Source organism: Lysobacter sp. Soil_C_59 (assembly GCF_057656415.1).
The window spans coordinates 64,116-79,836 of sequence record NZ_JBDGKK010000012.1; the positions used below are offsets into that span (position 1 = coordinate 64,116).

Consider the following 15,721-nt stretch of genomic DNA (forward strand, 5'->3'; position numbering starts at 1 on the left):
CCCGGGTCACCGTCATCCCCGCGAAGGCGGGGATCCATGGACGTTGCTTCTCGCCTTACTTCGGACGCTTCGGCAGCCGCACCATGCGTGTTCCGCTTGCGCGGTCGTGCCACGTCAGCCGGTCGCGGTCGAACCAGGCCCACCAGAATCCCAGGCCGGCCAGCAGCAGCGAGAGCGTGCCGACGGCGTAACGCATCAGCAGTGCGCGCCATGCCGGTGCGGTGCCATCGGCGCCGATCACCTGCAGACGCCACGGGCGCATGCCAAGGGTCTGTCCGCCGCGTCGCCAGCTCAGCACCGCATAGAAGGCGCCGATCAGCCAGCACACCAGCCACAGCAGCCACTGCAGCAGGCTGAAGGGCGGGATGTTCTCGTGGCTGTCATGGCCGCTGAAGGTGTAGGCGAAGGTGAAGACCGCCGAGGCCAGCATCCAAAGCGCAACCACCGGCCACAGGTCGTAGAGCAGTGCGAGCAGGCGCCAGCCGATCAGTGCGGTGGAGCGGGGTGTGGGCGAGGTCGATGCCATCGCATCAGGATAGCCGCTGCGCTGCACGGCCGCTAAGCTGCGTGCATGAGTGCTCGAACGCCTGCTGATCGCCGTGGCGTGGCGATGGCCTTGCCGCCATTGCGCGACGCCGATGGCGGCGCCATTGCCGCTTTCCTCGATGCGATCTGGGCCGAGAACGGCCTGGCGCAGCCGACGCTCGACAGCTACCGCCGCGACCTGGAGCTGCTCGCGCGCTGGCGCGATTGTGGTGGCGGCCTGGCCGGTGCCGATCGCGCCGTCCTTTTCGACTACCTGGCCTGGCGTTCGCAGCACGGCTACTCGCCGCGCAGCAACGCGCGGCTGCTGTCGGCGTTGCGCGCGTTCTATGCCTGGCAGGTGCGCCGTGGCGAACGCAATGACGACCCGACCGCGCTGCTGGAACCGCCCAAGCTGCCGCGGTCCCTGCCCAAGGCGCTGGCCGAGAGCCAGATCGAGGCCCTGCTCAAGGCCCCGGACATCGACGATGCCAATGGCCTGCGCGATCGCGCCATGCTCGAGCTGATGTACGCAGCCGGTTTGCGCGTTAGCGAACTGGTCAACCTGCCGGCGACCGCGGTCAACCTGCGCCAGGGCGTGTTGCGGGTGATGGGCAAGGGCAGCAAGGAGCGGCTGGTGCCGCTGGGCGAGGAGGCACAGCACTGGCTGGAGCGATACCTCGCCACGGCGCGCCCGCAGCTGGCGGGAAAGCGCGCACTGGCGCCGTTGTTCCTCACTTCAGCAGGCGAGGCGCCGACGCGCCAGCAGTTCTGGGTGCTGGTGAAGCGCTACGCGGGGTTCGCCGGCATCGACCCGGCCCGGATCAGCCCGCACGGTTTGCGCCACAGTTTCGCCACGCACCTGCTCAACCACGGCGCCGACCTGCGCGCGCTGCAGATGCTGCTGGGCCACAGTTCGCTGTCGACCACGCAGATCTACACCCTGGTGGCGCGCGAGCAGCTCAAGCAGCTCCACTCCAGGCATCACCCGCGCGGGTAACGGCGATTCCCCGCCGGCAGGCAACCCAAGGTGAATCCTTCCGGGACCAAGGGCACTGGCCGCACCCGGCTCTCGTGCCACAATCCGGGCATCCCCCCAATATGGGCCGCCGCTCGGTGGCCCCTGTCAGGAATCACAGATGAAGCGAATTCTCCTCGCCGCGCTCGGCGCCATCAGCCTTTCCGCCTGTGCGCAAGCGCCCGACGGCGCCGCGCAGGCGCAAGGCAGCGCCAAGCCGGCCGTAGCCGCCCTGGCCGCCGCCAAGCCCAAGGCCGGCACCGCCGATGCGCGCGCGGTCGAGGCGGTGCGCCTGCTCAATCCGCAGGTCCAGGTCGACCGGGTCGGCGCGGCGCCGCTTCCGGGCTTCCGCGAGGCGATCGTGGCCGGGCAGGTGGTCTATGTCAGCGATGACGGCAAATACCTGTTCCTGCCCGGTTCCGGCGGCGCCCTGTTCGACGTAAACGCCAGGAAGAACCTCAGCGAGGATGCGATGGCGGCCGTGCGCAAGCAGCTGATCGACACCATCCCGGTCAGCGAGCGCATCGTTTTCGCCCCGGCCAAGCCCAAGTACACGGTCACCGTCTTCACCGACGTGGAGTGTGGCTACTGCCGCAAGCTGCACAGCGAAATCGCCGAGTACAACCGTCAGGGCATCGCCATCGAGTACCTGGCGTTCCCGCGCATGGGCCTGGGCAGCGACGACTACAAGAAGATGGTGTCGGTGTGGTGCGCGCCGGACCGGCGCAAGGCGCTGACCGACGCCAAGAACGACCGCACGCCCCAGTACACCAACTGCAAGAGCTCGGTGAACCAGCAGTACGACATCGGCCAGCGTGTCGGCCTGACCGGTACGCCGATGATCCTCAGTGCCGAAGGCATCCAGCTCGGCGGCTACCTCCCGCCGGCGGCCCTGCGCGAGACGCTCGACAAGCTGGCGGCCGAGCGCGCCCAGACCGCCGCGGTGAAGCCGGGCGCCTGATGGCGCCCTTGCTGCATCCGGGACAGTAGGGGTACGGGCAGGGGCTGCGCGGCTCGGCTACAATGTCGGGCCCGACGTTGCACGGTTCCCCGGACATGATCGTCCTCGAGGGCGCATCCGCCCTGTCGCCGTTCCGCCGCGAGCGGCTCCAAGCCCGCCTGCAAGCCCTCCATCCGTCTGTCCGAGTCCTTGGTGCCTGGCCCGTCTACTGGGTCGAGCCCGAGACTGGTGCGACCCCGGACGCAGACGCACTGCGCCGCATCCTCCAGGCCGAGCCGGGCGAGGCCGCGCGCGCGGAAGGCGCCGTTTCCCGTTTTGTCACGCCGCGACTGGGCACCCTGTCGCCGTGGGCGAGCAAGGCGACCGAGCTGCTTCGCGGCGCCGGCCTGCCGATCAAGCGCGTCGAGCGCGGTACCCGTTACGACCTGACCGGATGGCCGGCCGACGCCCCCACCCAGGGCGCGCTGGCCAAGGTCCTGCACGATCCGATGACGCAGTCGCTGCTGGAAGCGCGCGACGACGCCGCGGCGTTGTTCGCCACGCCCGCGCGCGGTCAGCTCGAACGCATACCGCTGGCCGATCTGGAGAACGCCAACGTCCGCCTCGGCCTGGCCCTGGCAGAAGACGAGATCGCCTACCTGCGCGAGCGCTTCAGCGTGCTCGGCCGCGAGCCGGCCGACGTCGAACTGATGATGTTCGCCCAGGCGAACTCCGAGCATTGCCGGCACAAGATCTTCAACGCCTCGTGGACGCTCGATGGCGCCGAACAGCAACAGTCGCTGTTCAAGATGATCAAGCACACCCACGCCACCACGCCCGAGCACACGCTCTCGGCGTACAGCGACAACGCGGCCGTGGTCGAAGGCTATGCCAGCCGTCGCTTCCGTCCGGATCCGGTCACGCGCGGCTATCGCGCCGAGGCGCAGGTCGACTCGGCGTTCGCGATCAAGGTCGAGACGCACAACCATCCGACCGCGATCGCGCCGTTCCCGGGCGCATCCACCGGCAACGGCGGCGAGATCCGCGACGAAGGCGCGACTGGCCGTGGTGGCCGTCCCAAGGCCGGCCTGTGCGGCTTCAGCGTTTCGCACCTGCGCATCCCGACCTTGCCGCAGCCGTGGGAGCGCGAGCGTTCGCTCAACCCGCGCATGGCCTCGGCACTGGAAATCATGCTCGACGGCCCGATCGGCGCGGCCGCGTTCAACAACGAGTTCGGTCGCCCCAACCTGACCGGTTACTTCCGCAGCTTCGAGCTCGACGAGGGTACGCACGCGCGTGCCTACGACAAGCCGATCATGCTCGCCGGCGGCCTGGGTGCGATCGATCGCGTGCAGGTCACCAAGCTGGGCATGAAGCCCGGCGACGCGGTGATCGTGCTCGGTGGACCGGCGATGCTGATCGGCCTGGGCGGCGGTGCCGCCAGCTCGGTCGCGTCCGGCGACAGCCACGAAGAACTCGATTTCGCCAGCGTCCAGCGCGACAACCCGGAAATGGAGCGTCGCTGCCAGGAAGTGATCGACCGCTGCATCGCACGCGGCCTGGACAATCCGATCGCGACCGCGCACGACGTCGGTGCCGGCGGCCTGTCCAACGCCATCCCCGAGTTGCTGCACGACTCCGGCCTGGGTGGCGTCATCGACCTGGCCAAGGTGCCCAGCGACGATCCGTCGCTGTCGCCGATGCAGCTGTGGTGCAACGAATCGCAGGAACGCTACGTGCTCGGCCTGCCAGCCGACCGCGTCGACGAGTTCGCGCAGATCTGCGCGCGCGAGCGTTGCCCGTTCGCGGTGGTCGGTTACGCCACCGCCGAGGAACACCTGGTCGTCGGATACGGCGCCACCGTCGACAACGCCCGCCAGGGCGGCCATGACTGGCCGATCGACCTGCCCATGGACGTGCTGTTCGGCAAGCCGCCGAAGATGCACCGCGATGCGCGTCGTCCACCACCGGCGCCGTGGCCGGCGCTGGAGTGGAACGGCCTGGACCTGCGCGAGGCGGCACTGCGCGTGCTGGCGCATCCGTCGGTCGCGTCGAAGAACTTCCTGGTCACCATTGGTGACCGCACCGTCGGCGGCCTGACCGCGCGCGACCAGATGATCGGTCCGTGGCAGCTGCCGATGTCCGACTGCGCGATCACGCTGTCGGGTTTCGATGGTTTCGTCGGCGAGGCGATGTCGCTCGGCGAGCGCACGCCGCTGGCGCTGATCGATGCCGCCGCCGCCGCGCGCATGGCGGTGGGTGAAGCCATCACCAACCTGTGCGCCGCACCGGTCGAATCGCTCAACCGCATCAAGCTGTCGGCCAACTGGATGGCCGCCGCCGGTCATCCGGGCGAGGACGCGCGACTGTTCGACGCGGTCAAGGCCGTCGGCATGGAGCTGTGCCCGGAGCTGGAGCTGAGCATCCCGGTCGGCAAGGATTCGCTGTCGATGCAGGCGCAGTGGCACAGCGATGGCGTCGCGTCGAAGTCGGTGTCGCCGGTGTCGCTGATCGTCACCGCGTTCGCGCCGGTGGTCGACGTGCGCCAGCAGCTGACCCCGCTGCTCGATCGCAACGAAGAGTCGGAGCTGTGGCTGATCGGCCTGGGTGCCGGCAAGCAACGCCTGGGCGGTTCGGTGCTGGCGCAGTGCCATCCGGACGCCGTTTCAAAGAACAATGACACGCAGCTGCCGGCGTTCGCCGGTTCGCTCGGCGTGCCCGACCTCGACAACCCACAGCGCCTGCGCGATTTCTTCGAGCTCATCCGTGATGCGCGCGAGGCAGGTCTGCTGCGTGCCTACCACGACCGTTCCGACGGCGGCGCGTGGGCGGCGCTGTGCGAGATGGCGTTCTGCTCGCGACTGGGCCTGGACATCACCCTCGACGGCTGGGGACACGATCCGTTCCGCACGCTGTTCAACGAGGAACTCGGCGCGATCGTGCAGGTCGCCGACGAGGACCGCGCCATCTTCGCCGACATGGTTTCGCGCCACGGCCTGATCGACTGTGCGCAACGCATCGCGCGACCGACCACGGCACCGGCGATCCGTGTCCGCGACGAAGGCCAGACCCTGGCCGAATGGCGCTGGGACGAACTCTTCGACGCCTGGTGGTCGACCAGCCATGCCCTGCAGAAGCTGCGTGACAACCCCGAGTGCGCCGACCAGGAGCGCGCGCTGGCACGCGACTTCAACGCGCCGGGCCTGAAGCCGCGCCTGTCGTTCGATACGGCCGAGGATGTCGCCGCGCCGTTCATCAACACTGGCGTGCGGCCGAAGGTGGCGATCCTGCGCGAGCAGGGCGTCAACGGCCAGATCGAGATGGCGGCGGCGTTCGACCGCGCCGGCTTCGAAGCCTTCGACGTGCACATGAGCGACCTGATCGCCGGCAACGTTTCGCTGGCCGATTTCAAGGGCATCGCCGCCTGCGGTGGTTTCAGCTACGGCGACGTGCTCGGTGCCGGCCGCGGCTGGGCGACCTCGGTGCTGGAGCGCAGCGCGCTGCGTGACGCGTTTGCACAGTTCTTCGCCCGCGACGACAGCTTCTCGCTGGGCGTGTGCAATGGCTGCCAGATGCTGTCGCAGCTCAAGCCGATCATCCCCGGCGCGACCCATTGGCCGAAATTCCTGCGCAACGCCAGCGAGCAGTTCGAAGCACGCCTGGGCCTGCTGGAAGTGGTCGAGTCGCCGTCGCTGTTCTTCCGCGGCATGGCCGGCTCGCGCATCCCGGTCGCGGTCGCGCACGGCGAAGGCCGCGCCGACTTCGACAGCGCGCTCGACCAGAACGCGGCGCATGTCTCGTTGCGTTATGTCGACGGCAACGGCGCCGTTGCCACGCGCTATCCGCTCAACCCGAACGGCTCGCCCGACGGCATCACCGGCCTGACCAGCGACGACGGCCGCGCCACGATCCTGATGCCGCACCCCGAGCGCACCCTGCGCAGCGCCAACCTGAGCTGGGCACCGGCGGAGTGGGGCGAGGATTCGCCGTGGCTGCGGATGTTCCGCAACGCGCGGGTCTGGGTGGGGTGAGGGTCGGGCCGCGGTGCCAGCGGCGGGAGTGGTGAAGCGGGAATGGGGAATGGGGAATGGGGAACTGGAGGGCGCCGTGGCTCACTCCCGCCTCACCATTCCCGCCCCTGCCGACAACGCTCAAGCTGCTAAAGTCCGAAGCCTGACAGCCACGGAGGACGGCGTGAACGCAGTCGCCAACGACACCGGCCAAGCCAGTCTAGATGACCGCATCGTCGCGGCCCTGTTGGCCAAGGGCCGGCTGAAGGATGCCGACCTCGCTCGCGCCCGCCGCCTGCAGGAGGAAACCGGCGGCGGCCTGCTCGCCCTGCTGGCGCGCCTGGGCCTGGTGTCCGAGCGCGATCACGCCGAAACCTGCGCCGAAGTGCTCGGCCTGCCGCTGGTCAACGTCAAGGATGCGCCCGAGCTGCCGCCCGAGGGCGTGGCGATGTCGGCGCGCTTCATGAAGCAGTTCGCGGTCTGCCCGGTCGGCGAAAGCGACACCGCGGTCGACGTGCTGATGGCCGACCCGCAGGACCTGTACACCATCGACGCCCTGCGCCTGGCGACCGGCCGCGACATCCGCCCGGCGGTGGCGCTGCGCTCGGAGATCGGCGACCTGGTCGAACGCTGGTACGGCCAGGGCCGCAGCGCGATGGGCGCAATCGTCGAGACGGCCGAAGGCGAGGGGAGTGGTGACCTGGACGATGTCGAGCACCTGCGCGACCTGGCCTCCGAAGCGCCGGTCATCCGCCTGGTCAACCTGATCATTCAGCGCGCCGTCGAGTTGCGCGCGTCCGACATCCACATCGAACCGTTCGAGAGCCGCCTGAAGGTGCGCTACCGCGTCGACGGCGTGCTGACCGAAGGCGAAAGCCCGCCGGCCAATCTCACCGCCGCGGTGATCAGCCGCGTCAAGATCATGGCCAAGCTCAACATCGCCGAGCGCCGCCTGCCGCAGGACGGTCGCATCATGCTGCGCGTGCAGGGCAAGGAGCTCGACCTGCGCGTGAGCACGGTGCCGACCGCGCACGGCGAGAGCGTGGTGATGCGACTGCTCGACCGCGAGACGGTGGTGTTCGACTTCAAGCGCCTGGGCTTCACCGACGCCTTCCTGCCGCAGTTCCAGAAGGTGCTCGACCAGCCGCACGGCATCCTGCTGGTGACCGGTCCGACCGGCTCGGGCAAGACCACCACGCTGTACACCGCGCTGAGCAAGCTCAACACCACCGACGTCAAGATCATCACGGTCGAAGACCCGGTCGAGTACCAGATCGAGGGCATCAACCAGATCCAGGCCAAGCCGCAGATCGGCCTGGATTTCGCCCACGCGCTGCGCAGCATCGTCCGCCAGGACCCCGACATCATCATGATCGGCGAAATGCGCGACCTGGAGACCTGCCGCATCGCGATCCAGTCGGCGCTCACCGGCCACCTGGTGCTGTCGACGCTGCACACCAACAACGCCGCCGGCGGCATCACCCGCCTGCTCGACATGGGCGTGGAGGACTACCTGCTGACGTCCACCATCAACGGCATCCTCGGCCAGCGCCTGGTGCGCAAGCTGGAGCTGACCCATGCCGAGAAGTACCTGGCGTCGCCGGAAGAGATCGAGAAGTTCAACCTGCGCCGTTACCAGCCAAGCGGCGACATCTACCTCTACCATCCGCGCCCGTCGGCGATCGCGCCGAACGGCTACCTCGGCCGCACCACGATCATGGAGTTCCTGGTGATGAACGACGAGCTGCGCCGCGCGGTGATGCGCCACGCCGGCATGGGCGAGATCGAGCAGATCGCGCGCCAGTCGGGCATGCGCACGATGTACGAGGACGGCATCATCAAGGCTCTGGCGGGGGAGACGACGATCGAGGAAGTGCTGCGGGTGACGGAGGATGCGTAACTAGCCGCCATCCTTCACAACCCGTCATTCCCGCGAAGGCGGGAACCCAGCGACTTGGATTCTCGATGCCATGGAAAGGCAGCCGGCGGTCTACATACTGGCGAGCCGTCGCAACGGCACGCTCTATATTGGGGTTACCAGCGACCTGGTTGCACGGATCTGGCAGCACCGGCAGCATCTCGTCGCAGGATTCACGCGTGCTCATGGAATCATGTTGCTGGTCTGGTACGAGCAGCACGAGACGATGGACTCGGCGATCACGCGCGAGAAACGGCTCAAGAAGTGGAATCGCGCCTGGAAGATTCGACTGATTGAACAACTGAACCCGTACTGGAATGATCTGTGGCCTGACATATGCGGTTGAGGAGTAGCGAAGTCACTTGGTTCCCGCCTTCGCGGGAATGACGGGTTACTGACGATCCATCCGTTGCATTCGAGCAAGGTCCACATGCCGCTTTACCACTACAAAGCCCTCAACCCCCGCGGTGAGCTGCTCGACGGCCAGATGGAAGCCGCCAGCAATGCCGAGGTGGTGGCGCGCCTGCAGGAACAGGGACACCTGCCGGTCGAAGCCAAGCTGGCCAGCGAAGCGTCCGGGGCGTCGGTGTGGAAGGGGCTGTTCAAGACCCGGCCCTTCGCCGGCGCGCGCCTGGTGCAGTTCACCCAGCAGCTGGCGACGCTGCTCGGCGCCGGCCAGCCGCTCGATCGCGCGCTGACCATCCTGCTGGAACTGCCCGAAGACGAACTCGCGCGCCGCACCATCGGCGACGTGCGCGATGCCGTGCGCGGCGGCAGTTCGCTGTCTTCGGCACTGGAACGCCAGCACGGCACGTTCTCGCGCCTGTACGTCAACATGGTCCGCGCCGGTGAAGCCGGCGGCAGCCTGCACGAGACGCTCGCGCGTCTGGCCGACTACATGGAACGCACGCGCGCGCTGCAGGGCCGCGTCATCAACGCGTTGATCTATCCGGCGATCCTGCTGGTGATGGTCGGCCTGAGCCTGCTGTTCCTGCTCGGCTACGTGGTGCCGCAGTTCGCGGCGATGTACGAAAGCCTCGATGCACAGCTGCCGCTGTTCACCCAGATCGTGCTCGGCGTGGGCCTGTTCGTTCGCGACTGGTGGATCGTGCTGCTGGTGGTGCCGGCGCTGGCGCTGTGGTGGTTCGATCGCAAGCGCCGCGATCCGGTGTTCCGCGAGGCCTTCGATGCCTGGCTGCTGCGGCGCCGCTTCGCCGGTGCGCTGGTGGCCAAGGTCGAGACGGCGCGCCTTGCACGTACCCTCGGCACGCTGGTGCGCAATGGCGTGCCGCTGATGGCCGCGCTCGGCATCGGCCGCAACGTGCTCGGCAACCGCGTGCTCGCCGCCGACGTCGCCGCCGCCGCCGAGGAGGTCAAGAACGGCGTCGCGCTGTCGACCGCGCTGGGGCGCGGCAAGCGCTTCCCGCGGCTGGCGCTGCAGATGATCCAGGTCGGCGAGGAGTCGGGCACGCTCGACACGATGCTGGTCAAGACCGCCGAGACGTTCGAACAGGAAACCGCGCTGGCGCTGGACCGGATGCTGGCGGCGATGGTGCCGCTGGTCACGGTGGTGCTGGCCACGGTCGTGGGCATGGTCGTGCTGGCGGTGCTGACGCCGCTGTATGACCTGACCAATGCGATCGGCTAGCGGCAGGGAACTGAATGCAACCTCGCGCAGTCAGCCCTTTTGCCGCCCATTTCGGGTAAACATCCCGTCATCGTCACCGCAAAATCGACAAGGATCCCCCAATGCGTAACCGTCGTTCTCTGACCCGTTCACCGTCCGCTGCCCGCCAGCGCGGCATGAGCCTGATCGAGATCATCATCGTGATCGTGCTCATCGGCGCGGTGCTGGCCTTCGTCGGCAGCCGCGTGCTCGGTGGCAAGGACCGCGGTGACTACAACATCGCCAAGGCCCAGGTGCAGACCATGGCGGGCAAGGTCGAGGCGTTCCAGATGGACACCGGCCGCCTGCCGACCTCGCTGGAGGAACTGGTCACCCAGCCCACCGACGTCAACGGCTGGCTTGGCCCGTACGCAAAGCCGGCCGAGCTGAAGGACCCGTGGGGCCACCCGATCGAGTACCGCGCACCGGGCGAGGGCGGCCCGTTCGACCTGGTCGTGCTGGGCAAGGACGGCAAGGTCGGCGGCACCAGCGTCGACGCCGACATCAAGTACGAGTGACGGCCGGGTAAGCGCACAAGGCAGCCATCGGGGACCTGGCCCAATGCAGCATCCTGCCCGCGGCGCATCGTTGCTGGAGATGCTGCTGGTGATCGCGCTGATCGCGGCGATCAGCGTGCTTGCCGCGGCGGCGCTGGGCGGCGGCATCCAGGGCATGCAGTTGCGCTCGGCCGCCAAGTCGGTGGCGGCGCAACTGCGCTACACACGCACGCACGCCATCGCCACCGGCAAGCCGCAACGCTTCACCCTCGATCCGGCCGCGCACGCCTGGACCGCTCCCAACGGGCGCAAGGGCGAGATCGCTCAGGCCCTGCGCGTGACCTTCACCGGTGCACGCGAAGTGCAACCGCGACGCGGCGAAGGTGCGATCGTGTTCTTCGCCGACGGCGCCAGCACCGGCGGCCGCGTCCAGCTCAGTGCCCGCAGCGCGGCCTGGAACATCGACGTGGCGTGGCTGACCGGTGAAGTGCGCTTGCGCCGCGCAGCGGGGGCGCCGCCGCCATGAAGCGCCAGCGCGGCTACACGCTGCTCGAGGTCATCGTCGCCTTCGCCTTGCTGGCGCTGGCACTGACGTTGCTGCTGGGCATTCTTTCCGGCGCGGCGCGCCAGGTGCGCGGCTCCAGCGATGCCGCGCGCGCGGCGCTGTATGCGCAGTCGTTGCTGGCACAGGTCGGTGCCGGCGAAGTGATCGCGCCCGGCCAGCGCGACGGCGAGTTCGAGGACGGCCGCTACCGTTGGCAACTGCGCATCGCGCCATGGCGCGACCCGGCCATTGCGGCGGCCAGGCAGCAGGTCGATCCCAATGCCGCGGGCCTGCTCGAGGTCACCCTGGCGGTGCAGTGGGGCGACGCCGGGCCTGGCCAGCGCCTGCAATTGCGATCCCTGCGCACGGCCACCGCCGGCGCCGAGGCGCCATTGCCATGAGGCGCGCGCGCGGTTTCACCCTGATCGAAGTGCTGCTGGCGACGGTGCTGCTGGTGGCCGGGCTGGCGCTGGCATTCACCACGCTTGGCGCTGCCAACCGCACGGCGATCCGTGGCGAAGCGATGGCCGATCGCAGCGAACACATGCGCGCCGTCGCCGGCTTCCTGCGCAGTCGCCTGACGGGAACGCGACCGATCGCGTTCGCCATCGATGAAAGCAAGGGCACGCCGATCCGCTTCGTCGGCGAGCCGGACCGCATGCGCTTCGTCGCCGATTTGCCGGACTACCTCGGTCGTGGCGGTCCCTACCTGCACGACCTGACGATCGAGGGCGACGGCGACAACACGCGCATCTCGATCGCCCTGAACATGGTGCTGGCCGGCCAGACCATCGAGGAGCCGCAGCCGCGCCCGCCGGAATTGCTGGTGGAGGGCCTGCGCCAAGCGCACTTCCGCTATCGGGCGCTGGACGAGGAAGGACGCCTGGGCGACTGGCAGGACAAGTGGGACGTGAGCGAGCGACTGCCGCTGCTGGTCGAGGTGACGCTGATCGATCGCGACGGAAAGGCCTGGCCGCCGCTGGTGGTGTCGCTGCCACTGGCCGCGCAGCTCGACGGCGCCGGCTTGACGGTGCAGCAGCTATGACCGCGCCCTGCTCGAACATGCGCGGCACGGCGCTGATCCTGGTGCTGTGGCTGATCGTGCTGCTGACCTCGGTGATCGGCGCATTCGCGCTGTTGGCACGCATCGAGAGCATGCAGGGACGCGTGCTGGTGCGCGGCCTGGTCGCCTCCGGCGCGGCGCGTGCCGGAGTGGAATACGCACTGACCCGTGTCGCGCTCAGCGACCCGCGCCTGAAATGGCGGCCGGACGGACGCGCCTATCGCTGGCGCTATGGCGATGCCGATGTCGAGGTGCAGATGACCGACGAGAGCGGCAAGGTCGACCTCAACCAGGCCGACGCACAGATGCTGGCCGCGCTGATCCAGCGCGTGGCATCGTCGGAACGTGGCGGCCGGATGGACCCCTCGCAGGCGGCGCGCCTGGCGGCGGCGATCATCGACTGGCGCGACCCCGACCCGTTGACCCAGCCCGCCGGTGGCGGCGAAGACGCCGACTATGCCTCGGCCGGGCTGCCCTACGGCGCAAAGGACGCCGACTTCGAGAGCGTCGCCGAACTCGAACAGGTGATCGGATTCACCCCGCAGCTGTACGCGCGGCTGGAACCCTACCTGACCGTCTACAGCGGTCGTGCCCGCCCGGATGCGGCCTTCGCTGCCGGGCCGGTGCTCGATGCGATGGGCCTCAATGGCAACGACCTGGTCGCGCAGCGGCGCGGCGCCGATGCCAACGGCCTGGCGCAGGGCGTGCCGGGAGACATCGTCGGCGTGGCCGGCGGCGGCAGTGGCACCTATAGTATCGACAGCCGTGCGCGACTCACGGATGGTCGCGAGTCGTTGTTGCGGGTCGTTGTCCGCGCCGGGGGTGGGGCTTTGCCCGGCATGGCCTACACTCCGCTGCGCTGGGAGGAGGGAGCTTCACCACGATGAATGCAGGCAGCCAGACACGGCAGGGAGCCGACTGGGCGCAGGACCGGTTGCGGCGCATAGGCGCGCGGCTGGCCCCGGGCGCGGGCGGCTTTCTGGGCTGGTGGGGTCACCACCTCGCCGCCTGGCTGCCGACGCGCGTGCGTCGCGTGCTCGGCTTCGATCGCGGTCGCCTGCTCCTGCAACTGCACGGCGAGACCTTGCAGCTGCGCCTGCAGCAGGGCGGTCAGCTGCACGACCTGGGTTCGGTGCCTTCGCTGGCCCTGGAGACCGATTCCGTGGGCGACGCGCTGGCGCCTTTGTTGCCGCCGCGGCTGGCCGATCTGCCGCGCTGGCTGTTGCTGCCGGCATCGGCCGGACTGCGCCGCCGCCTTGCACTCCCCGCCGCGGCAGCAGATCGCCTGCGCGATGTGGTCGGTTTCGAGATCGACCGGCAGACCCCGTTCACCGCCGACACCGTCGCTTTCGACGCGCGCGTGCTCGGCCGCCGCGAAAGCGACGGCATGCTCGATACCGAACTGGTGGTGGTGCCGCGCCAGGGACTGGATCCGCAGCTGGCCGCACTCGGCCCGCTGGCGCGGACGCTGGCCGGCATCGATGTCGCCGGTAGCGGCGGCGTACCGCTCGGCGTGAACCTGCTGGTGGTCCAGCAGCGCCGCCACCATGGCGACCCGTTCCGCTACTGGAACCTGGCATTGATCGCCGTTGCCCTGCTGGCCGTGGCCGCGGCGATGTGGCAACTGCTGGAAAACCGTCGCGCCGCCGCCGACGACCTCGGACAGACCATCGCCCGCCACGCCGCCGCCGCGCGTGCCGCGGCGTCGCAGCGGCAGGCACTGATCGAACTGACCGAAGGCCAGGCGTTCATCGACCGTGCGCGCGCGCAGCGCCCGACCTCGCTGGAAGTGATCGACGAACTGACCCGTCGACTGCCCGACAACACGTACCTGGAAAAGCTCGCCATCGAGGACACCAGCATCACCATGATCGGCCTCAGCCGCGAGGCGCCGTCGCTGATCCAGCGCCTGCAGGGCTCGCCGCTGTGGCGCGCGCCGGCACTGACCGGCGCGCTGATGCCAGACCCGGCCAGCGGCCGCGACCGTTTCACCCTGACGGCCGAACTGGGGCCGGCTGCGGCGCCACGTCCTGCGGCCGCGCCGCGAGCGGAGGAGTCCGATGACCGCCAATGACGCGAAGGCAATTTCGCGCACCGGCGCCGCCCGCATCGACCGCGATCGCTGGCTGGCGCTGGGGTTGTTCCTGGCGGCACTGGCGCTGGCCTACCTGGTGCTGGTGCATCCGTGGTGGACGGTGCCGATGATCGAAGCCGGCGAGCGCTTGCAGACGCTGCAGGAACGCGAGCTGCGCCAGCGCATGCAGTTGCAGCAGGCGCCGCTCGTGGCGCAGCGGTTGCAGCAGTTGCGCACGCGACAAGCGGGGCAGCCGGGCTTCCTGCCCGAGAGCAGCGCCGAACTCGCTACCGCCGGACTGGTGCAGCGACTGGAGGCCGTCGTCGCCCAGGCCAGCCCGGGCAATCGCAGTTGCGCGATCAGCAACCGTTCGCCGTTGAGCGAACCCAGGCGTGATCGCTACGCACGCGTGGTGGTGCAGGTGCGCATGCGCTGCGGCAGTCCGGAACTGGCCGCGGTGCTGCATGCGCTGGAAAGCGGCGCGCCGCGACTGTTCGTCAACAATCTCAACATCCTGTCGTCGCGCGGCTACTTCCTGCCCGGCAACGCGCAGCCCGGCGGCGATGGCGGCCTCGATGTCAGCTTCGACCTGTCCGGTTACCTGCGACCGGGCGCCACGGGCACGGAGGTGACGCGTGCGCCTTGACGATGCCGGCCCGCGCACCTGGCTGCTCGCCACCGTTGCCGGCTGGGCCGTGCTGGCCTGGCTGCTCGCCCTGGCCGGGATGGGACGGCACGCGCCGGAGCTCGACGCCGACCCGAGCCTGCTGCGGCCGCTGCCGACCACGCGCGCACAAGCGGCCGAACGCCTGGGTCCGCTTGCGCAGTACACGCAGATCGGCGCGCGCCCGTTGTTCTCGACCGATCGCCAGCCCAAGCCGTTTTTCCTGCAGGGGCAGGGCGAGGGCGAAAGCAAGGACAGCGCATTCGACTACCTGCTGACCAGCGTGCTCATCACGCCCAACCTGCACATGGCGATCCTGCAGCCGGCAGACGGCAGCGAGTCGGTGCGGGTGAAGCTGGGCGAGGTGCCCGATTCGCATCCGGCATGGAGGCTGACCGCGCTCGACGCGCGCAGCGCCGTGTTCGAAGGTCCCGAAGGTCGGCGCGAAATGACCTTGCGCGTGTTCGATGGACAAGGCGGGCAACCGCCGACCGCGCTCAATGCGTTGCCGCCTCAACCGTTGCCGGCAGGCCTGCAGCAACCGGTCGGCACGTCGCTGCAGGCAGCGCCGCAACCGAAGATCCCGCCGGCTGCGCGTCCGCCCGCCAACGCGGCTCGCGCCACATCCGGTGCCAATGCCCCCGGGCAAGCGACGCCGCGACCGTCCGAACCGGTCAATGACGATGCGCCGATGACACCAGAGGCGCAGATGGAAGCGATCCGCAAGCGGATCGAAGCGCGACGTGCGCAGATGCGGCAGCAGCAGGCCGCGCAACCCCCGGCCAAGACGCCTTAGAGTGAACGC

At 69.1% G+C, this 15,721-nt stretch carries 15 protein-coding genes; 14 read left to right on the forward strand and 1 reads right to left on the reverse strand.

Annotated features, from left to right (window positions below; translation table 11 throughout):
- Positions 1-55: 55 nt before the first annotated feature.
- A complete protein-coding gene (locus AC3A3Q_RS17340; protein WP_487587414.1) occupies positions 56-526 on the reverse strand; it encodes an RDD family protein in 471 nt (156 codons plus the stop codon).
- Between the two features lie 45 nt (positions 527-571).
- Between AC3A3Q_RS17340 and xerD the strand changes: the two genes are divergently transcribed.
- The 14 genes from xerD to AC3A3Q_RS17410 all read left to right on the forward strand — a co-directional run bounded on the left by xerD (position 572) and on the right by AC3A3Q_RS17410 (position 15,712).
- On the forward strand, positions 572-1,522 hold the full coding sequence (gene xerD, locus AC3A3Q_RS17345) for a site-specific tyrosine recombinase XerD (protein WP_487587415.1): 951 nt from the start codon (positions 572-574) through the stop codon (positions 1,520-1,522).
- A 139-nt stretch (positions 1,523-1,661) separates the two neighbouring features.
- Positions 1,662-2,501: a DsbC family protein gene (locus tag AC3A3Q_RS17350; RefSeq protein WP_487587416.1), complete on the forward strand. Its 840-nt coding sequence runs from the start codon at positions 1,662-1,664 to the stop codon at positions 2,499-2,501.
- Between the two features lie 95 nt (positions 2,502-2,596).
- Positions 2,597-6,511, forward strand: coding sequence for a phosphoribosylformylglycinamidine synthase (gene purL, locus AC3A3Q_RS17355; protein WP_487587417.1), 3,915 nt, complete (start codon positions 2,597-2,599; stop codon positions 6,509-6,511).
- Positions 6,512-6,674: 163 nt separating this feature from the next.
- Positions 6,675-8,390 carry a type II secretion system ATPase GspE gene (gene gspE / locus AC3A3Q_RS17360; RefSeq protein WP_487587418.1) on the forward strand — a complete coding sequence of 572 codons (1,716 nt, stop codon included), beginning with the start codon at positions 6,675-6,677 and terminating at the stop codon, positions 8,388-8,390.
- 70 nt (positions 8,391-8,460) lie between these two features.
- Positions 8,461-8,754, forward strand: a complete 294-nt coding sequence (locus AC3A3Q_RS17365) for a GIY-YIG nuclease family protein (protein WP_487587419.1) — start codon at positions 8,461-8,463, stop codon at positions 8,752-8,754.
- 84 nt (positions 8,755-8,838) lie between these two features.
- Positions 8,839-10,056 carry a type II secretion system protein XpsF gene (gene xpsF, locus AC3A3Q_RS17370; protein ID WP_487587420.1) on the forward strand — a complete coding sequence of 406 codons (1,218 nt, stop codon included), beginning with the start codon at positions 8,839-8,841 and terminating at the stop codon, positions 10,054-10,056.
- A gap of 101 nt (positions 10,057-10,157) precedes the next feature.
- A complete protein-coding gene (gene gspG / locus AC3A3Q_RS17375) occupies positions 10,158-10,592 on the forward strand; it encodes a type II secretion system major pseudopilin GspG (protein WP_487587421.1) in 435 nt (144 codons plus the stop codon).
- A 43-nt stretch (positions 10,593-10,635) separates the two neighbouring features.
- Entirely contained in the window at positions 10,636-11,097 is a 462-nt protein-coding gene (gene xpsH / locus AC3A3Q_RS17380) for a type II secretion system protein XpsH (protein ID WP_487587422.1), read from the forward strand.
- On the forward strand, positions 11,094-11,516 hold the full coding sequence (xpsI, locus tag AC3A3Q_RS17385) for a type II secretion system protein XpsI (RefSeq protein WP_487587423.1): 423 nt from the start codon (positions 11,094-11,096) through the stop codon (positions 11,514-11,516). The genes xpsH and xpsI overlap by 4 nt, the downstream gene beginning before the upstream one ends.
- Positions 11,507-12,160 carry a prepilin-type N-terminal cleavage/methylation domain-containing protein gene (locus AC3A3Q_RS17390; protein ID WP_487587451.1) on the forward strand — a complete coding sequence of 218 codons (654 nt, stop codon included), beginning with the start codon at positions 11,507-11,509 and terminating at the stop codon, positions 12,158-12,160. Before xpsI ends, AC3A3Q_RS17390 begins: the two co-directional genes overlap by 10 nt.
- Positions 12,157-13,065, forward strand: a complete 909-nt coding sequence (locus tag AC3A3Q_RS17395; RefSeq protein WP_487587424.1) for a type II secretion system minor pseudopilin — start codon at positions 12,157-12,159, stop codon at positions 13,063-13,065. The genes AC3A3Q_RS17390 and AC3A3Q_RS17395 overlap by 4 nt, the downstream gene beginning before the upstream one ends.
- On the forward strand, positions 13,062-14,252 hold the full coding sequence (locus AC3A3Q_RS17400) for a PilN domain-containing protein (protein WP_487587425.1): 1,191 nt from the start codon (positions 13,062-13,064) through the stop codon (positions 14,250-14,252). Before AC3A3Q_RS17395 ends, AC3A3Q_RS17400 begins: the two co-directional genes overlap by 4 nt.
- Positions 14,239-14,898 (forward strand): type II secretion system protein GspM, encoded by a 660-nt coding sequence (gene gspM / locus AC3A3Q_RS17405; RefSeq protein ID WP_487587426.1) that lies wholly within the window; start codon positions 14,239-14,241, stop codon positions 14,896-14,898. The genes AC3A3Q_RS17400 and gspM overlap by 14 nt, the downstream gene beginning before the upstream one ends.
- On the forward strand, positions 14,888-15,712 hold the full coding sequence (locus tag AC3A3Q_RS17410; RefSeq protein WP_487587427.1) for a type II secretion system protein XpsN: 825 nt from the start codon (positions 14,888-14,890) through the stop codon (positions 15,710-15,712). The genes gspM and AC3A3Q_RS17410 overlap by 11 nt, the downstream gene beginning before the upstream one ends.
- Positions 15,713-15,721 lie beyond the last annotated feature (9 nt).